Annotated in this window: 19 protein-coding genes; 8 read left to right on the top strand and 11 right to left on the bottom strand. The window is 71.6% G+C overall.

Translation table 11 applies throughout. From position 1 onward, the window contains the following. The first annotated feature begins 10 nt into the window (after window positions 1-10). Together K2224_RS29860 and K2224_RS29855 are read left to right on the top strand one after the other, a co-directional pair. Window positions 11-775 carry an HAD family phosphatase gene (locus tag K2224_RS29860; RefSeq protein WP_221910310.1) on the top strand — a complete coding sequence of 255 codons (765 nt, stop codon included), beginning with the start codon at window positions 11-13 and terminating at the stop codon, window positions 773-775. Further along, window positions 772-3180: a glycoside hydrolase family 65 protein gene (locus tag K2224_RS29855; RefSeq protein WP_221910309.1), complete on the top strand. Its 2409-nt coding sequence runs from the start codon at window positions 772-774 to the stop codon at window positions 3178-3180. The genes K2224_RS29860 and K2224_RS29855 overlap by 4 nt, the downstream gene beginning before the upstream one ends. A gap of 49 nt (window positions 3181-3229) precedes the next feature. Here the strand turns inward: K2224_RS29855 and K2224_RS29850 are convergent, their stop codons facing one another. Continuing rightward, window positions 3230-4765, bottom strand: a complete 1536-nt coding sequence (locus K2224_RS29850; RefSeq protein ID WP_221910308.1) for an APC family permease — start codon at window positions 4763-4765, stop codon at window positions 3230-3232. 295 nt (window positions 4766-5060) lie between these two features. Here K2224_RS29850 and K2224_RS29845 point away from each other — a divergent pair, with 295 nt between their 5' ends. Together K2224_RS29845 and K2224_RS29840 are read left to right on the top strand one after the other, a co-directional pair. Beyond that, window positions 5061-6035 carry an MBL fold metallo-hydrolase gene (locus K2224_RS29845; protein ID WP_221910307.1) on the top strand — a complete coding sequence of 325 codons (975 nt, stop codon included), beginning with the start codon at window positions 5061-5063 and terminating at the stop codon, window positions 6033-6035. 59 nt (window positions 6036-6094) lie between these two features. Continuing rightward, window positions 6095-6439 carry a hypothetical protein gene (locus K2224_RS29840; protein ID WP_221910306.1) on the top strand — a complete coding sequence of 115 codons (345 nt, stop codon included), beginning with the start codon at window positions 6095-6097 and terminating at the stop codon, window positions 6437-6439. Between the two features lie 78 nt (window positions 6440-6517). On the opposite strand, the gene K2224_RS29835 is transcribed toward K2224_RS29840, so the two are convergent. After that, window positions 6518-7144 carry a YigZ family protein gene (locus K2224_RS29835; protein ID WP_221910305.1) on the bottom strand — a complete coding sequence of 209 codons (627 nt, stop codon included), beginning with the start codon at window positions 7142-7144 and terminating at the stop codon, window positions 6518-6520. Window positions 7145-7378: 234 nt separating this feature from the next. On the opposite strand from K2224_RS29835, the gene K2224_RS29830 reads away from it, so the two are divergent. Continuing rightward, window positions 7379-8152: a type VII secretion system-associated protein gene (locus tag K2224_RS29830; RefSeq protein WP_221910304.1), complete on the top strand. Its 774-nt coding sequence runs from the start codon at window positions 7379-7381 to the stop codon at window positions 8150-8152. Between the two features lie 167 nt (window positions 8153-8319). After that, window positions 8320-8727, top strand: a complete 408-nt coding sequence (locus tag K2224_RS29825) for a CoA-binding protein (RefSeq protein ID WP_221910303.1) — start codon at window positions 8320-8322, stop codon at window positions 8725-8727. A 42-nt stretch (window positions 8728-8769) separates the two neighbouring features. Here the strand turns inward: K2224_RS29825 and K2224_RS29820 are convergent, their stop codons facing one another. Continuing rightward, window positions 8770-9342, bottom strand: a complete 573-nt coding sequence (locus K2224_RS29820) for a helix-turn-helix domain-containing protein (RefSeq protein ID WP_221910302.1) — start codon at window positions 9340-9342, stop codon at window positions 8770-8772. 117 nt (window positions 9343-9459) lie between these two features. Here K2224_RS29820 and K2224_RS29815 point away from each other — a divergent pair, with 117 nt between their 5' ends. Further along, entirely contained in the window at window positions 9460-10329 is an 870-nt protein-coding gene (locus K2224_RS29815) for a DMT family transporter (RefSeq protein ID WP_221910301.1), read from the top strand. 58 nt (window positions 10330-10387) lie between these two features. On the opposite strand, the gene K2224_RS29810 is transcribed toward K2224_RS29815, so the two are convergent. Continuing rightward, a complete protein-coding gene (locus K2224_RS29810; RefSeq protein ID WP_221910300.1) occupies window positions 10388-11131 on the bottom strand; it encodes a DapH/DapD/GlmU-related protein in 744 nt (247 codons plus the stop codon). Between the two features lie 144 nt (window positions 11132-11275). On the opposite strand from K2224_RS29810, the gene K2224_RS29805 reads away from it, so the two are divergent. After that, window positions 11276-11842, top strand: coding sequence for a gamma carbonic anhydrase family protein (locus tag K2224_RS29805; RefSeq protein WP_221910299.1), 567 nt, complete (start codon window positions 11276-11278; stop codon window positions 11840-11842). Window positions 11843-11916: 74 nt separating this feature from the next. Here the strand turns inward: K2224_RS29805 and K2224_RS29800 are convergent, their stop codons facing one another. From K2224_RS29800 to K2224_RS29770, 7 genes are all read right to left on the bottom strand, one after another. Further along, window positions 11917-12681 (bottom strand): enoyl-CoA hydratase/isomerase family protein, encoded by a 765-nt coding sequence (locus tag K2224_RS29800; protein ID WP_221910298.1) that lies wholly within the window; start codon window positions 12679-12681, stop codon window positions 11917-11919. Continuing rightward, the gene (locus tag K2224_RS29795) at window positions 12678-13841 is read right to left on the bottom strand and encodes a cytochrome P450 (protein ID WP_260693560.1); all 1164 of its coding nucleotides are present in this window, start codon (window positions 13839-13841) and stop codon (window positions 12678-12680) included. Before K2224_RS29795 ends, K2224_RS29800 begins: the two co-directional genes overlap by 4 nt. A 237-nt stretch (window positions 13842-14078) precedes the next feature. Next, window positions 14079-15443: a cytochrome P450 gene (locus K2224_RS29790; RefSeq protein ID WP_221910296.1), complete on the bottom strand. Its 1365-nt coding sequence runs from the start codon at window positions 15441-15443 to the stop codon at window positions 14079-14081. Between the two features lie 10 nt (window positions 15444-15453). Continuing rightward, window positions 15454-16044, bottom strand: a complete 591-nt coding sequence (locus tag K2224_RS29785; protein WP_221910295.1) for an ATP/GTP-binding protein — start codon at window positions 16042-16044, stop codon at window positions 15454-15456. Continuing rightward, complete coding sequence (locus K2224_RS29780) at window positions 16019-16399, bottom strand: DUF742 domain-containing protein (RefSeq protein ID WP_018543287.1); 381 nt, start codon at window positions 16397-16399, stop codon at window positions 16019-16021. Before K2224_RS29780 ends, K2224_RS29785 begins: the two co-directional genes overlap by 26 nt. Further along, window positions 16396-16809, bottom strand: coding sequence for a roadblock/LC7 domain-containing protein (locus tag K2224_RS29775; RefSeq protein ID WP_221910294.1), 414 nt, complete (start codon window positions 16807-16809; stop codon window positions 16396-16398). Before K2224_RS29775 ends, K2224_RS29780 begins: the two co-directional genes overlap by 4 nt. After that, complete coding sequence (locus K2224_RS29770; RefSeq protein ID WP_221910293.1) at window positions 16806-18020, bottom strand: sensor histidine kinase KdpD; 1215 nt, start codon at window positions 18018-18020, stop codon at window positions 16806-16808. Before K2224_RS29770 ends, K2224_RS29775 begins: the two co-directional genes overlap by 4 nt. Between the last annotated feature and the right edge of the window lie 222 nt (window positions 18021-18242).

Raw genomic sequence — 18242 nt, 5'->3', positions numbered from 1 at the left:
GGGACCCGTCATGTCCGCCGCGTCACCGCTGGCCGCGTGTCTGCGCCCGGTGCGGGCCGTGGTCTTCGACACCGACGGTGTGCTCACCGACACCGCGGGGCTGCACGCCGCGGCCTGGCGGGAGGCGTTCGACGCCTGCCTGGCGGCCGCCGGCGGGCAGCGGCCCTTCGACCCGGTGGACGACTACCTCCGCCATGTCGACGGCCGGTCCCGGCTGGACGGCGCCGCCGCGTTCCTGGCCTCCCGGGGCCTGGCGCTGCCGCCCGGCGCCCCCGGCGACCCGCCCGGCACCGGCACCGTGGCGGCGGTCGCGGCCCGCAAGGACGAGGTCTACACCGCGCTGCTGCGGGAGCGGGGGGCGCCCGTGTGGCCGGGCAGTGTGCGACTGCTGCACGCGCTGCGCGGCGAGGGCGTCGGCTGTGCCGCGGCGTCCGCGTCCCGGCACGCCACCGAGCTGCTGTCCCGGGCCGGGCTGCTGGGGCTGTTCGGGGCGGTGGTGGACGGCAACGAGGCCGCGCGACTGGGCCTGCCGGGCAAGCCGGACCCGGCGCTCTTCGCCGAGGCGGCCCGGCGGCTGGCCGTCCCGCCCCGGGAGGCGGCCGTGCTGGAGGACGCCGCGGCCGGCGTCGAGGCGGGCCGCCGCGGCGGCTTCGGCCTGGTCGTCGGCGTCGACCGGAGCGGCGCCCCGGGGCACGCGGCCGAGCTGCGCCGCCGCGGCGCCGACGTGGTGGTCACCGACCCCGGCGACCTGCTGGCCCCCGGGGCGGCCCGATGACGGCGCCGGCCTGGACCTGGACGTACGAGGGGTACGTCCCCGAGGACGAGCGGCTGCGGGAGGCGCTGTGCACGCTCGGCAACGGCCGGTTCGCCACCCGCGGCGCCGCCCCGGAGACGCCGTGCGGCCCCGCCCACTACCCGGGCACCTACGCCGCCGGCGTCTACAACCGGCTGACCTCCGTCGTCGGCGGCCTCCGGGTGGAGAACGAGGACCTGGTCAACCTGCCCGACTGGCTGCCGCTGCGCTACCGCATCCGCCCCGCGGACGCCGCGGAGCCGGGCCCCTGGCTCTCCCCCGACCACCCCCAGCTCACCGGCCACCGCCGCACGCTGGACCTGCGCCGCGGCACCCTGACCCGCTGGTCGTCCTACGAGGACCCCGCGGGGCGGCGGCTGACCGTCACCGAACGCCGTCTGGTGCACATGGGCGAGCCCGATCTCGCCGTCCAGCGCGCGGTGTTCACCGCCGAGGGCTGGTCCGGGGAGGTGGAGGTGGCAGCGGGGCTGGACGGCGACGTCCGCAACAGCGGGGTGGCCCGCTACCGCGACCTGGCCGACACCCACCTCACCGACCGGGAGACCGGTGCGGAGGACGACGGCGTCCTCTGGCTCCGGTGCCGCACCGTCACCTCCGGAGTCACGATCGCCCTGGCCGCCCGCACCCGGGCCGCGCCGCGCGGCGGCACCGCCCGCACCGCCCTCGCGCCCCGCGCGGCCCACCGGCTGCTCACCGTCCCCCTCCGGCCCGGCTCCCCGGCGACCGTCGACAAGACGGTGGCCCTGCACACCTCCCGCGACCTGGCCCGCGCGGCACCGCTCCCGGCCGCCCTGGAGGCGGTCCGCCGCGCCCCGGCCGTCCCCCGGCTGCTGGCCTCGCACCACCGTGCCTGGCAGCACCTGTGGCGGCAGGTGCGGCTGGACGTCCCGGGCGAGGCCGGCCGGATCCTGCGGCTGCACGTCTTCCACGTACTGCAGGTGGTCTCCCCGCACACCGCGCGGCTGGACGTGGGCGTACCGGCCCGCGGCCTGCACGGCGAGGCGTACCGGGGGCACGTCTTCTGGGACGAGCTGTTCGTGCTGCCGTTTCTCAACCTGCGCTTCCCGGAGGTGTCCCGGGCCCTGCTGGACTACCGCCACCGGCGGCTGCCGGCGGCCCGCCGGGCGGCGCGCGAGGCGGGCCGGACGGGCGCGATGTACCCGTGGCAGAGCGGCAGCGACGGCCGCGAGGAGACCCAGCGGCTGCACCTCAACCCCCGCTCGGGCCGCTGGCTGCCGGACCACTCCCACCTCCAGCACCACGTGGGTTCGGCGATCGCCTACAACGTGTGGCGCTACTGGCAGGCCAGCGGCGACACCGCGTTCCTGCACACCAGGGGCGCCGAGATGCTGCTGGAGATCGCCCGCTTCTGGGCGGCGAGCGCACGGTGGGACCCGGCGCTCGCCCGCTACCGCATCCGCGGGGTGGTCGGCCCGGACGAGTACCACGACGCGTATCCGGGCGCCGACCGGCCCGGTCTGGACGACAACGCCTACACCAACGTCACCGCCGCCTGGGTGCTGGCGCGGGCCCTCGACCTGTGCCGCAGGCTGCCGGAGGCGCGGCGGCGGGCGCTGTTCGAGCGACTGGCGCTCTCGCACGACGAGCGGCAGCACTGGGACGACGTCGCGCACCGCCTGCACGTCCCCTTCCACGCGGGCCTGATCAGCCAGTTCGCGGGCTACGAGCGACTGGCCGAGCTCGACTGGGCGGGCTACCGCGCCCGCTACGGCGACATCCGCCGGCTGGACCGGATCCTGGAGGCGGAGGGCGACACCGTCAACCGCTACCAGGCGTCCAAGCAGGCCGACGTGCTGATGCTCGGCTACCTCTTCCCGCCCGCCGAACTGACCGGCCTCTTCGAGCAGTTGGGCTACCGGCTCGACGACGACACCTGGCGGGCGACCGTCGACCACTACCTGCGGCGCACCAGCCACGGCTCGACGCTCAGCTCCGTGGTCCATGCCTGGGTGCTGGCCCGGGTACGCCGGGACGACGCCTGGACGTACTGCGCGGAGGCCCTCACCGGCGATGTCGCGGACGTCCAGGGCGGCACCACCGCGGAGGGCATCCACCTGGGCGCGATGGCCGGCACCCTCGACTTCGTGCAGCGCGGGATGACCGGTCTGGAGACCCGGGACCACGCCCTGTGGCTGGACCCGGCGCCCCTCCCCCAACTCTCCGAGTTCGGCGTGCGGATCCGCTACCGCCGGCACCGGGACATCGACCTGCGGATCCGCGCCGACCACGTGGTACGGATCACGGTGCCGGACTCGGAACACGCCGCGATCCGCGTCCGGCTGCGCGGCCGCCCCTTCACCGTCGCCCCGGGCACGACCCGCACCATCACCTGGCCCGACACCTGAAGTAGCCCTGTTACAACGTAACTTGATGTCTCATCAGCCTGCCCGGTCGTCAGTCCGGCTGAACAACCGGCGGCACCGCCCCGCCGACACCCCCCGCGCCGGCACCCGGGCCCGAAGGAGAATCCGCATCCGGGTCCGTCTCCCCCTCCACATCCGGATCGGCTCCGCCCAGATACTCCTCACTGATCCGCTTCGGCCCGAACGGCCACTCGCGCTCGCGCCGGGCCCACACCAGGAACGCCACCACCCCCGCCCCGACCCACGCCAACGACCATTCGATGGGGTGCCGGCCCGGCGCGTTGCGGTCCGCGTAGCCGTAGATCACCAGCCAGCCGACCAGCGCGACCAGGCTCGGCAGCGGGTACAGCCACATCCGGTAGGGCCGGCGCAGCCCAGGCTGCCGGCGCCGCAGCACGGTGACGGCCGCGATCTGGGCCAGCGCCTGCACCAGCACCATCACCGTCGTCAGCAGCTGGATGACGGTCGCCAGGTCGGTGTGCCGGCCCAGGAGGAAGCCGGCCGCCATGATGCCCCCCATGGTCAGCAGCGCCAGGACGGGGAAGCGGTGGCGGGGGTGCAGCGCCCCGTACGGGCGGAAGAAGACGCGGTCCCGGGCGGCGTCGCAGGGGACTCGTGAGCCGCCGAGCAGACCGGTCAGGACTGAGGTGACGGCGGTGACGAGGATCAGCACCGTGACGACGTCGGCGGCGGTCCGGCCCCAGGTGCGCTCCAGGACGGCGGAGGCGACCGAGGAGCCGGCCGTGCTGTGCGGGTCGAGCATCTCGCGCCAGTCGACGACCCCCAGGGTGCCGATCTGGAGCATCAGGTAGATCGCCATGATGCCGAGGATGGAGAACAGGATGGCCCGCGGCAGGGTGCGGCCCGGCCGTCTGATCTCGGCTCCCATGTAGGCGGTGGTGTTGTAACCGAGGTAGTCGTAGATGCCGATGGTGAGCCCGCCGGCGAATCCGACCCAGAAATGACCTGCCGTCAGGTCCACGGCGTGCGCGGGGTAGGTGAAGGCCCGCTCCGGACTGAAGTGCGTGAACGCCGCGACGATCACCAGCCCGACGGCGGCGATCATCACCGTCCACAGCACGACGGCGAGCCGGGCGATCCGCTCCACCCGGCCCCACAGCAACGCCACGACGCCGACGGTGACGGCCAGCCCGACCGCGTCCCCCTGCCCCTGGCCCATCCCCGGCCACAGATAGCCGAGGTACTGCACGAAGCCGATGACCCCGGTGGACATCCCGAGCGGAATGAACAGCATCGCCGTCCACACGAACAGAAACGGCATCAGCTTCCCCGTCCGGTACTGGAACGCCTGCCGCAGATACACATAACTGCCGCCCGCCCCCGGCAGCGACGCCCCCAACTCCGCCCACACCAGCCCGTCCGCCAACGCCAGCACCGCACCCGCCACGAACCCGACCACCGCCTGCGGCCCACCGAACGCGCTCACCATCAACGGGATCGTCACGAACGGCCCGATGCCGCACATCTGACTCATGTTGATAGCGGTGGCCTGCCACAACCCGATCCGGCGGACGAACCCCACCCGCTCCCCCAGAAGGTCCGGCATACCTCAGCCCCTTCCCCGACTGGCACCCACGCCGATCGCGACCACTCCGCCGCCCGCCCAGGCTGACACGCCGCCACCCATCACGCACCGGTACGGTCCGAAACCGCCCCTGCCCCCGCCCTCGATCGGCGACATCCGTGATCTTGTCGCTCGGTGGCGGACGGCCTCGCCCGCCTCGAAGAAGCGCCTGGTACTACTGGAAGGAGCACGTACGGGTCGGACGCGCCCGGGGCATCCAGGCACCGGGGACGCGCGTGCCGATCGACTGGCGGCAGCCGACCTCCCGAGGAACACCATGAGCACACCCATGAGCACACCCGACATCCACAGCGCCTCGCCCGCCCCTGCCCCTGCCCTCCGCCGGTTGTCCGACGTGACGTGGGCGTGGATGCAGGACAGCGACGCCTGGGGTTACAGCAACGCCGGGCTGATCGCCTCCCAGGGCCAGGCACTGCTGGTGGACACGCAGTTCACCTTGGGTGCCACGCGGCAGCTTCTCACCGCGGTCGAGGACGTATGCCCGCTCGACGCCGTGGGCACGGTCGTCTCCACTCACCAGAACGGCGACCACACGTGGGGGAATCAGCTTCTCCCCCAGGCGGAGATCATCACTTCTGCGGCCGGCGCCGCCGGCGGCTGCCACGAGATGGGTCCGGATCAGCTCACGCAACTGTGCCGGTCACCCGCCGAGGGCAAGGCGCAGGCGTACGTGGTCGAGCACTTCGGGCACTTCGACTTCTCCGACGTGACGGTGATACCGCCCACGCGCACCTTCGAGGGGCACGAGGAGATCAAAATCGGCGGCGTCGTGGTGGAGTTGATCGACCTGGGCGCCGGTCACAGTGCGGGCGATGTCGCCGTGCACGTACCCGACCACCGGGTGGTGTTCGCCGGTGACGCACTCTTCTCCGGTGGCCACACCATCGTGTGGTCGGGATCCGTCAGCGGCTGCATCCGCGCTTGCCAAACGCTGTTGGACACCGGCGCCGAGACGTTCGTGCCGGGGCATGGAACGCTGCTCGACCGTGCCGGCGTCGCCGCCGTCCGGGACCGGCTCCAGGCGGTGGCCGATGCCGCGACCTCGTACGCACAGCGCGGAATGCCGCTCGCCGACGCGGCCCGCCTGATCAAAACGGACCACGCCGGCACGTGGGCCCACCCCGAGCGGCTCTTCACCCAGACCGCCGCCGCCTATACAGAAGCCGGCATCGACGGCGTCCCGTCGGGAACCTGGGCGGTGGTCGAGGGAATGGCAGCCTTGACGCCCTGAGACGACCGGCCCGCGCGCTGGGAGCCGCCGGCGAATCCCGGTTGCGTAGGCTGTCCGGCATGCACAGCACCCTGGTAGAACACGCCCGGTGTCTTTACGGAGACGAGCACCGCCCCGCACCGGAGTGCACGAAGGAGCACGAGGAGCGCTACTTCATCGAGGAACTGACCTTCGCCGATGCGGATGCGATCCTGGCCATGCTGCGGGAGCTGTGCCCGCAGTTGGTCGACGGACATCTCCCGGTGTGGGTTCGGAACCTGGCGTATCGGCTCGTGCTCCTGCAAAGGCCGAACGATCCCGCGCTGTTGCGGGACGCGGCACACAGCCTGTTGGCGCACGGCCCCGACTGGGACGACATCGCAGCGGACTTGAAGAATCGGGCCGACGCCCTGAATTCGGCGTGACGCAGGGTCTGGCCCCCGGCAGACCGAGGTCACGGTGACGCTGTCGGCTCCCGCCAGTGAAGCCGGTGTCCGTTCCGCCTACACCTCCCCGTACGCCTCCCCGCCGAGTTCCAACCGGGCCGTCCCGGCCGTGGTGTCCGCGAGCCAGGCGCGGAACCCGTCCACCTCCGCCTCCGGCAGCCCCACCTCGATGCGGACCTCGGCCCCGTAGGCCACCTCGCGCACCGCTCGCCCTGTGGTGCGCAGATCGTTCTCCAGCCGGCCCGCGCGCTGGTGGTCCACGGTGATCGTCGCCAGCCGGAACCGCTGCCGGGTGACGGTGCCCAGCGCGTCCAGCGCCTCGCCGACCACGCCCCCGTAGGCGCGGATCAGGCCGCCGGCCCCCAGCTTGATGCCGCCGAAGTACCGCGTGACCACGGCGACCACATAGCGCACCTCACGCCGCACCAGCATCTGCAGCATCGGTACCCCGGCGGTACCGCCCGGTTCGCCGTCGTCGCTGGCCTTCTGGACCCCGCCGTCGGCCCCGAGGACGTACGCGAAACAGTGGTGCCGCGCGGTGGGGTGCTCCCGCCGGACACGCGCGATGAAGTCCTGCGCCTCCTCCTCCGTCGCGACCGGCGCGAGCGCGCAGAGGAAGCGGGACTTGCTGATCTCGATCTCGTGGACACCCTCGCGGGCCGGCGTCCGGTACTGGTCCTGCATCCGACCAGCCTATGCGCCCGCTCCACGGAGGTGGTCCGGGCACCCGGCGCCCCACGCCGCGCTGCGGTGTCCGCCGTACGGGCGCACCCCGCACCGCCACCCGGCGTACCCGGGCCGTCCGTACGGTGCGTCGGGGAGACGACCGCCGCCCCCATGGGCACTGTGGGCGCAGCGGGACCCGTCGTACGGAGGCACGGCCGGCGGGAACGGAACGGCGGCTCGGCGGAGGGCTCGATGGACGACAGCACACTGGCGGCGATGACGGCCGGCACTCCGGTGACCGGCGAAGAGATGCCGGTGCCGCCGCCGGAGGTCGTCGAAGCCGCCCGTGAGGCCCCCGACCACTGGCTGGCCATGGTGGACCTGACCTGGTCGGGCAAGGATGAGCCCCCGCTGTGGGCGGTGATCGGCCAGTGGCGGTCCGGCCCGGACGGCGCGATCGCGGAGTGGCGGGACAACCCGGAGTACCGGCCGTCGCCGCAGATGCTGGACTGGGCGGACCCCACTGACCCGGTGGACCGCGCGGTGCAGCTGTCCGCCACCGGGTACGGCCCGGAGAGCGCGGTCTACGAGGAGCTGGCCGGCGCGGAGGTCTCCTTCCTGGTCACCGACGGCGGCGAGCCCCTGACCGCGGCCTCCCCCGAGGGCGCCCCCGTCGTGCCCGTCTACACCGCCGCCGCCCATCTGGAGTCGGCCGGGCGGCTGCTCTACGACCAGCGGCCGGCGGCCGAACTGGTCGAGCAACTGCCGCCGGGCCACGCCCTCTACGTCAACCCCTCCGGGCCGGTGAGCATGGTCGTGGAGGCCGAGCCGCTGCGTGCGGCGCTGGCCGCCGCGGGCGGTGCCGCGCAGCCCGCCCGGGAGCCGGCCGCCGCCGCGGCGCGGTGGCCGGGCACGGGTGCCGGCGCGCCCGAACCGGTCGCCGGTGGCCGCGCGATCGGCAAGCCGGCCCGTTCCGCGGCCTCCGGCGATGTCGTCGCCGCCGGCCTGGCCCGCGGCACCGGCTGACCGCCCCCGAACCCGCCCCGCCCGTCTTCCCCTTCGGGCGGGGCGTCTTGCTGCCCGGACAACCCGTCATCCCGGCGGCGAGCGAGGAATGTTCGGGCCCCGCCGGCCGTTACCCGAGGTGACCGGGCACGGAGCGCCGAGCACGACCACGGACGACGGGAGACGGCATGCACGCCGACCAGGCCACCATCCGCAGGATCCTCACCGAACTCGGGGACACCTGGGCGGTCGTGGGACTGTCCGCCAACGAGCAACGCGCCGCGTACGGCGTCGCCGGGGTGCTCCGGCGCCACGGCAAGCGGATCGTCCCCGTGCACCCCAGAGCCGAGACCGTGCACGGGGAGCAGGGGTATCCGTCGCTGGCCGCCGTCCCGTTCAAGATCGACGTGGTGGACGTCTTCGTCCGCAGCGAGCTGGCCGGCGCCGTCGCCGACGAAGCGGTCGCCGTCGGTGCCCGGGCGGTCTGGTTCCAGCTCGGCGTCATCGACGACGCGGCCGCCCGGCGCACCCGCGCCGCCGGCCTCGACATGGTGATGGACCGCTGCCCGGCGATCGAGATACCCCGCCTGGGCTGAGCGGCCGCTCCGTCGGCCGGCCGCCGCGGTCGGCCGATCGGCTCAGCGGGGCGGCGGAATGATCACCGACATGGTCATCTCCACCGGTTCCCGGCCGTCGTTGCGGTAGCCGTGCGGGACCTTGGCCTCGAAGGTCGCCGAGGCCCCGGCGACCACCTCGTGCGGGGCGCCGTCGACGAGCAGGGTGAGGGTGCCGGACCGGACGTGCAGCAGCTCGACGGTGCCGGGCGGATGCGGGTCGGAGGCGCTCTCGTCGCCCGGCATCAGCCGCCAGTCCCACATCTCGAACGGCCCCGGGGCCTCGCCACCCACCAGGAGCGAGGTGTGGCTGCCGGCCTCCGTGGACCACATCCGGACCGCCTCGCCGGGGCCAACGACCCGTACCTGCGGGCCCTGTTCGTAGTCGAGGAGCGTGGTGATGCTGACGCCGAGCGCGTCGGCGATCTTGACGGTGGTGCCCACGCTGGGGTTGGTCCGGGCCTGCTCGATCTGGATGATCATGCCGCGGCTGACGCCGGCCCGGGCCGCCAGCGCGTCGAGGGTGTAGCCGCGCTCGGTGCGCCAGCGCTTGAGGTTGCGGGCGAGCGCCTGCGTGAGCTGGTCGAGGTCCGTCACGGTCCGTCCAAGTCGGGTCGTAGCGGCAGGACAATATATTCGCTACCGCGGTTCAATTTATTGCACTACGGTGTGCTGTACTTCAGCGTCCGGTTCACTGTACTGCGAGGTTCCTCCATGACCGCGGCCTTCGCCCTGGCCACCAGCCTCCTGTGGGGGCTCGCCGACTTCGGCGGCGGATTGCTCACCCGGCGCCTGCACGCCCTGACCGTCGTGGTGGTCTCGCAGACCCTGGCCGCCCTGGCACTGGGCGGCATCGTGCTGGCCACCGGCGGCTGGCGGGAGGCCGGCCCGCAGCTGTGGTTCGCGGTCGCCGCCGGCGTCGTCGGCCCCGCCGCGATGCTCTGCTTCTACCGCGCCCTGGCGCTCGGCCCGATGGGCGTGGTCTCCCCGCTCGGCTCGCTCGGCACCGTCCTCGTCCCGCTCGGCGTCGGCGTCCTCGCGGGCGAACGGCCGGGCCTCCTGCAAGCCGCCGGCATGGTCGTCGCCGTGGTCGGCATACTGCTGGCCGGCGGCCCCCGGCTCGGCGGGGCGAGCGTCGAGCGCCGGACGATCGTGCTCACCGTCGTCTCGGCACTCGGCTTCGGCGCGGTGATGGCCCTGATAGCCGAGGCGTCCAGCACCGTCACCGGTCTCTTCCTGGCGCTCTTCGTCCAGCGGTTGTGCAATGTGGCGGTCGGCGGCGCGGCCCTGTACGTCACGGTCCGGCGCGGCACCCCGGCCCTGCCCGAGGGCGGCCTGCCCGCCCTGCGCGGCTCGCTCCCCGCGCTCGCCTTCGTCGGCATCGCCGATGTCGCCGCCAACGGCACCTACGCCGTCGCCGCCCAGCACGGCCCCGTCACCATGGCCGCGGTGCTGGCCTCCTTGTACCCGGTCGTCACCGCGCTCGCCGCCCTCGGCGTCCTCAAGGAACGCCTGCGCGCCGTCCAGACCGCCGGGGCCTCCCTCGCCCTGGTCGGCTCCATCCTCCTGGCCTCCCACGGATGACGAATCCCACGAGAACACCCGAGCACCCGAGCAAGGGACACCGGGCGGCCAACTCGCCCTAACCGTCCGCCTTCTCCCACTCCCCCAGCGCCAACAGCTGTTCCGGCGTCACGCCCTCGGGGATCGGCACCGGCGCCGGCGTGCGCAGCGGCGGCTGCCAGCCCGTGCCCGGTTCCCAGCGGCGGACGATCCTGGCCGGTGCCCCGGCCACCACCGCGTGGTCGGGGACCTCGCCGCGCACCACCGCCCCGGCCGCGACCACCACGTTCCGCCCCAGCCGCGCGCCCGGGAGGATGACCGCCCCGGTGCCGATCCAGCCGCCCGGCCCGATGGTGACCGGCTCGCTGCGCGGCCACTGCTTGCCGATCGGCGTCTCGGGGTCGTCGTAACTGTGGTTGGTGGTGGTGACGTAGACGCCGGGCCCGAAGAAGCAGTCGTCGCCGACGGTCAGCCGGACGTCCGCGATCACATGGCTGCCCCGGCCCAGCACCACGCCGTCGCCCAGCGTCAGAATCGGCTCCGGTCCCAGGTCCAGATCGGGCATCATGCCCGCGGTGAGCGTGACGTCCTGGCCGACGATGCAGTGCGCGCCCAACTCGATCCAGGGGTCGCCGAAGACCGTCCCCTGCGGGAACGCCAGCCGGGTGCCGGTGCCGATCCGGCGGAAGCGGTACGGGCCCGGGCGCTCGGCCGTGACTGCCCCGGTCTCCCGCATCCAGCGCGCCCCGCGGTGGACGGCGCGGGACACCGCCCGGCGCCGCCAGGCCGTCAGGGACGAGAACACGTTCTGGTTTATCGGCACCCGCACACCGTACTCAGCGCGCCCGACCACCGGCCGCGCGCCGGGCTGTGATCTTCACCCCACCCCCGGCCACGCCGCCCACCCCGCACGGCGGTCGTCTACGGTGCTGGTGGCGCGGCACCCAACGGGCGAGGAGATGCGCAGATGGCAGAACGGGCACTGATCGCTTCGGTGGGCGGCGCGGCGCCGCGCATCGACCCCGGGGCGTACACCGCGCCCACCTCCGTCGTCGTCGGCGACGTCACCCTGGCCGCGGGGGCCAGCGTCTGGTACCACGCCGTGCTGCGCGCCGACAGCGGTCCCGTCCTCCTGGGCGCCGACAGCAACATCCAGGACAACTGCACGGTGCACGGCGACCCCGGCTTCCCGGTGACGGTCGGCGAACGGGTCTCGGTCGGCCACAACGCCGTCCTGCACGGCTGCACCGTCGAGGACGACGTACTGGTCGGGATGGGCGCGACGGTGCTGAACGGGGCCCATATCGGGGCGGGTTCGCTGATCGCGGCCCAGGCACTGGTACCGCAGGGGATGCGGGTGCCGCCGGGCTCGCTGGTCGCCGGGGTGCCGGCCAAGGTCAGGCGGGAACTGACCGCGGAGGAGCGGGAGTCCATCAAGCTGAACGCCGCGGTGTACGTGGAGCTGGCCGACCGCCACCGCGCGGCGGTCCCGCTCGCCACGGACGGCGCGGGGGCCGGGGAGCCCACGGGCTGACGGCTCCGGATGCGCAACGGTGCGGCCTGGTCAGGGCCGCACCGACGGGTCCGCGTCCCCCGTTCCGGGCGGGGTCAGTCCCGTCGTGCCCGATGGCCGGCGCTCAGCGCGGACGACAGCAGCTCCGCGTCGAAGAGCGTGGCGTCCGCCAGCCGGTGCGCGTTCCCGTAGGCGTTCATCATGAGCTTGGCGGTCCGCAACGCCGTGGGCGACCGCCGCACCAGCGGCTTGATCCATCGGGCGACCGCGGCGTCCAGCTCGGCCTCGGGGACGACCTGGTGGAGGATCGACATCCGCTGGGCGGTGGCGGCGTCGAAGGTGTCCGCGGTGAGGATCAGTTCGCGGACCTTGGCGGCACCGGCCTCGTGCATGAGCCGCGGCAGCACCCCGCCCCAGGCGGGCGGTACCCCCAGCGCCGCCTCCGGCAGCCGGAAGCGGCAGTTGTCCGCCCCGGCCCGCAGATCGCAGAAGAGCGCCAGCCCGATCCCCGCACCGATCACGCCGCCGTGCAGGCGGGCGACGGTGACGGCCTCGGTGGTGGCGAGCGCGTCGCACACCTGCCGCGCCTTGGTGCCCACGACGCGCACGCCCGCGCCGGTGGGGTCGGCGGCGAGCGACTCGGCGAACTCCCGGCGATCGGCTCCCAGACAGAAGTCGGCTCCGGCGCCGGAGAGGATCACCACGCGTATGCCGGGTTGGTGCGGTATCGCCCCCAGTACGGTGAGGAGTTCGTCGAGCATCGTCTCCGAGAGCGCGTTGCCGGTCTCCGGGCTGTTCAACCGGACCGTCAGCACGGGTCCCTCGGTCCGGACGACGAGGGACTTGAAGTCTTCGATCATGTCCGCATTCCTACCTCACTCCGGCGCACTGCCTGGGTGACGGGCAGGGTGAGCAGCCGCCGGAAGGCCACCCGCGGCGCCCATTCGGGCGTCCGGCTCGGCCGCAGTCCGGGGAAGCGTCCGAGAACGGCCGTCAACAGCGTGTGCGCCTCCAGCCGGGCCAGCGCGGAGCCGAGGCAGTAGTGGATACCGCTGCTGAAGCTGAGGTGGCCGGCCCTGCGCCGGGCGTCGAAGAGGTGGGGGTCCACGTGCTGTGCCGGGTCGTGGTTGGCCACCCCGACCATGCAGTGCACCAGTTGGTCCTTGTGGACGGGCACGCCGGCGAGCACGGTGTCCTCGCCCGCGACCCGGCTCACCACGTGCGTCGGGGAGTCGTAGCGCAGGACCTCCTCGACGGCCGCGGGGATGTTCTCCGGTTGCGCACGGAGCCAGCCCATCTGGCGGGGGTGCGAAGTGATCAGCCACACCGCGGTGGAGAGCAGGTTCGCGGTGGTCTCCAGCGCCGCCAGCACCACGAACAGCACCAGCCGGTAGACGGCCTCGTCGGCTTTGTCCCGGTCCCTTTCGAGGTGGTCCCAGGTCCTGATCCAGCCCGAGACCGGGTCGTCCCCCGGAGTCTTGCGGCGTTCCTTGACCAGGGCGGTGAAATACTCGCGCAGAATCTCGGTAGCAGCGTCCGAGAGGGCTAGCTGACTGGCCGTGGGAAGCAGCTCCTGGGCGAATACCTGGTCATGGGTGAGGGACCGCAGCAAGGGATGGTCGGCGGTCGGCAGTCGGAGCCATTCCCCTATCGTCAGCACCGGCAGCTGGTCGCTGACAATGGCACCGAAATCCGCTTCACCGTCTTTCAGTTGCACCTCGAGTTCATCGAGGAGTTCTTCGGTGAGACGCTCGACGGATTTTTGGATATCAGCCAGCGAACGACGGTCGAAAAACTTGCCCGCCGACCGCCGCACACGGGTGTGGTGCGGCGGGTTGAGCCCGGGCAGCATCCCGGCCATTTCCTGTGCGGAGGGTGCCGTCCAGCGCGGCCCCCGACCCTGCCGGGCGCGCCATGAACTGTCCGGCACCAGCCAGGACTTGCTCCGCAGGATCCGGTCGCACAGGCCATAGGAATTGACGAGATAGCCACCCCAGGGCGCCGGAACAACGTCCCCCATCGACCGGATCTCCGCGTAGTGCGGCAAGGGATTGGCCTGCCCGTCAGGGGTGCGCAGACGGGAGAAAAGCCTTGCCACGGAACGCCGATCGACAGCCGGGGACGTGGGCAGGGAAACTATGCCGGGCTCCACCGCGGTAACTCCTTCGTTCAAGACACCAGAACCGATGGACCAGCCCTGACTACCCACCTGCTTGAACGTTTACGCACCGCGCCCGCATAGGGTCTGTCGTAAAGATCACACCTTCCACCAGGACAGGAACGAACTCCACCACTTGCCCTTTTGCGTCCCACTCTGCCCCGGCGCCGGGGCATTCTCGGGCGCGCCCTGACCCCATGCGGAGGCATCGGACGAACGCCGCTCCGGCTGGACCGGGGTAAAACGCGCGGGCAGCACTTCGAGCGCACGGTGGAATGGGCCGGGACGCCAGGTCAAACTCTCCGCCGGCAAAGCGAGTTCGATGTCCGGCAGGGAATTGAGCAGCTTCTCGATGGCGAGGTTGGCGACCAGGGTCGCGGGGTCCTTCGCCGGGCAGGCGTGCGGGCCGGCGCCCCAGGCCAGATGAGCGCGCTTGCTGAGCATCTGACGGCCCGTGGACAGCGCCGGGTCGGTGTTGGCGGCCGCGAAGCTGATCACCACGGGGTCCCCCGCGGCAAGCTTGGCCCCGCCGATCTCCACGTCGCGCACGGGGTAGTGCACACCGTAGTTGGCGATCGGAGCGCTGTTCCACAGCACGTCGTTGATGGCGTCGTCGACCAGCAGGCCGGCCGAGTTGTGGTCCCCGGCGTACCGCTCGTCGGAGAGCAGCAGCAGGAGGGCGCTGGTGATGATGTTCTGGGTGGGCTCGGTGCCCGCCGCGATCAGCGTGACGAGTTGGTGGATCATCTCCTCGTCGGAGAGTCCGGACGGATGCTGTGTCAGCCAGGAGGTCACATCGTCCCCCGGCGAGCGCCGCTTGAGGGAGACCAGCTCCATCAGCGCCTCGGTCAGGACCTCGTTGGCCTTCTCCGCCTCGACCCCGTCGAAGATCCCCGATATCCCGAAGACGAGGCGGTCGCCTATCTCCTCCGGGCAACCGAAGAGGTCGTTGAAGACCAGCAGCGGCAGGAGCTGGGCGTAGTCGGCGACCAGGTCGGCCCGGCCTCGGCTGCTGAACTGGCCGACGAGGTACGTGGCGACCCGGCCGACATGGCGGCCGACCCGGTGGGTGTCCACCCTGGCCAGACTCGCGGTGACCGACTGCCGCAGCCGCATGTGCTCGGCGCCGTCGGAGAAGAGGGCGTTCGGCCGGTACATCATCATCGGCAGCACCGGGCTGTCGAGCGGTACCCGGCCCTCGTTGAGCGCGCGCCAGCGGCGGGAGTCGCGGGCGAAGACGTCCGGGTTCTGCAGCACCTGCAGCGCCGTCGCGTAGTCCGTGACGAGTTCGGCCTCCACGCCGGGAGCGAGTTCGACCGGTGCGCTCGGGCCGTACTGCCGAAGGCGCTCGTAGACGGCGTGCGGCGCGGCGGCGAATTCCGGGCCGTGCAGGGACGTTCTCATGCCGTCGGCATGTGCGGGGCAACCCGGCGGCGGAGTCTGGAAATCCGGATGAGATTGCATGGGGGCACTCCTAGTTGAGGCGGGACTGCAGATAGCGAACCAGCGTGATCAGACAATCCGCCGACGATTTCTGGTCACGCGCATCGCAGTTGACGACCGGTGTCTCCGGAAGGAGGTCGAGCGCCTCCCGGATCTCGTCGAGCGCATGCTCCGGAGTCCCGTCGAAGCGGTTCACGGCGATGGCGTAGGGGATGCCGTAGTGTTCCACCAGGTCCATGACAGGAAAGGACTCCTCGAGACGCTGCGGATCCACCAGGATCAGCGCCCCCAGCGCCCCACGCGTCATGTCCTCCCACACCTGAACGAAGCGCTGCTGGCCGGGAGTTCCGAACAGATAGAGCACCAGCCGTTCGCTCAGCGTCAGCCGCCCGAAGTCCATGGCGACCGTCGTCGTGGTCTTCCCCGGCACCGCCCGCAGATCGTCGATGCCCGCGCTGGCCTGCGTCATCACCTCTTCGGTGCGCAGCGGCGGAATCTCCGACATGGTTCCGATGAACGTGGTCTTCCCCACCGCGAAGTGCCCGACAACCAGGATCTTCGCCGCGGTCTGCACCGAATTCCGCAGGTACACACCGTCATCCAAAGCGAGCCTGGAGCCCATTCAGCACCTCCTCCAGGATTTGCCGTTCGACAAGCTGAGCGCTGGGGATGGGCGCGCGCACATAGAGATGGCCCTCCTCCGTGAGATCACACACCAGAATCTTGGCGACACCCACCGGCAGCCCGGTGTGCCCGGCTATCTCGGCGATCGACAGAAAACCCCCGGCGCACAGCTCCAACAGGCGCTGTTTCTCCGGGTCGAGCGGTTGGGTCCGGGGCGGATCCTGAGCGACGGTGACCAGTGTCAGCAACGTGAACGTGCTGTCGTCGACAAGGTCCCGGCCGTTGGTGATGACGTACGGCCGTACTAATTCCGCTGCCTCGTGTACCAGCTCCGGCTCGTCATCGGTGGTCATGGTTGGATATCGGCCCTCTCGCGCGGCGGGCTGGTCAACGCCTTGCCGAGCTGGCCGACCAACTGCTGCATCCGGAACGTGATCTCCGCCATGTCGACATCGGGCGAGGCCGAGACCGCGAGATAGGCACCCTCACCGGCCGATATGAGAAAGACCCAGCCGTGGTCGAATTCCACCAGCGTCTGCCGCCACTGCGGGCGCCCGGCGGGGCCGCCGCCCTTGCAGAAATCGGCGACCGTACGGCTCAGCGACTGCATACCGCTCATCGCGGCGGCCACCGTGTCGGCGTGGTCCCGACCGACCTCCTTCGAACGGGCCATGAGCAGACCGTCGGCGGAGACGAGGATCGCATGCTGCGCCTCAGGCAATTCCAGAGCACTGTCAAGCATCCACGACAGATCGTAGTTCACGGATTCTCATGCCCTTCACTGCTTGCTTGGGTGGAACGACGGCCCGATTGCGTACCGCGCTGGAAAGCGCCCATGACGGACGCCGTCTGAGCGCTGTCGCGGGCCGGAGGAGTGGGAGTGCCCTCGCCCGCCGGCGGCACGATCGATATCGCCCCGCGGCGGCGGCGCTTCGGCAGCCCGCCGGCGGTCGTCTCGGCAACGCCCGGAGCTTCGGCGTCCGGAGCGTCGAAGCCCGGCGGCGGCGCCGGCGCCCGATGCCTCCCCGGCACCGGAAAGCCCTGCCGGCCAGGAGGGTTCTCGGGCGGCAACGGGGCGGACGCGGCCACGGCAGGACCCTCCTCGGGCTCGTGCAGGGACGTGAGCAACTCGTCGGGGAGCAGGACGACCGCGCGCACACCGCCGTACGGCGAGGTGGAGTCGACCGAGACCGTGAAGCCGTAGCGGGCGGCCAGCACACCGATGACGGTGAAGCCGAACTGCGGCGGATTTCCGAGGCTGGAAACGCTCGCGGAATTACCCCCGGAAAGCAGCTGGCCGGCCTTCGCTTTCTCCTCCTCGTTCATGCCGACACCGGCGTCGTCCACGACGATGCACACGCCCTTGGGTACCGGGCGGATATTGATCTCGATCATCGTTTCCGGCGCGGAATAGCTGGTGGCGTTGTCCAGCAGTTCGGCGAGGACCAGCGCCACCGGTTCCACTGCTCGGCTGACGATGGCGAAATTGCTCTGCGAGCGGATCTCCACGCGGGTGAAGTGGCGGATACGGCCCTTTGCACTGCGGACCACGTCGTAGAGCGAGGCGTCGTTACGGCGCCGGCCGAGCCATCCGTCGCAGAGCACGGCGATGGACTGGGCCCGTCGCGCGAACTGCGAGTTCATGTGGTCGATATCGAGCAGATCCTGCAGGATCTTATGCTCGCCGTAGGCGTCCTGGAGCTTGGAGATCGCCAGCTGCTGCTCGCTCGCCAGACCCTGGAGCGTCCGCATCGCGGTCTTCAGGGTGTTCTTGGTGGACTCCTCGGCGCGGTCCTTGGCCTCCTCCACGGCCTCCGCGTAGTGCTCCTCCAGCTGCGCGTAGTGCTGTTTCAGCTCAAGCTTTTCTTTTCTCAGCTCCGAGATCTTCTTCCGGCCACGAATAATCGCGGTAGCGGCGACAGGTGTACCAGCGACCAAGGCCCACAGCGCTGGATCCTGGAAGTATTGCGTCATAGGTCTCTCTTCGGACGACGAAGCCACCAGGTGCCGTATGCCCGGCTGCCGTGTGGATGATCACGCGCGGCCCCAGACAATAGACGATCGGCCGCGCACAGTCGCCTGCCAGAAAGCCTCTGAAGGCCCGGTTAATGGCATACCTCTCCCCGGGGTGGCGATTTTCTCAGGCCAATGCGCGGAATTCCCATTTGCCATAGCAGGTGACTACCCGGTTGGCAA

Origin of the sequence: Streptomyces sp. BHT-5-2, assembly GCF_019774615.1 — a bacterium.
Taxonomy (GTDB): domain Bacteria; phylum Actinomycetota; class Actinomycetes; order Streptomycetales; family Streptomycetaceae; genus Streptomyces.
The sequence above is the reverse complement of the archived record's forward strand: the minus strand, read 5'-3'. Positions and strand labels throughout refer to the sequence as shown.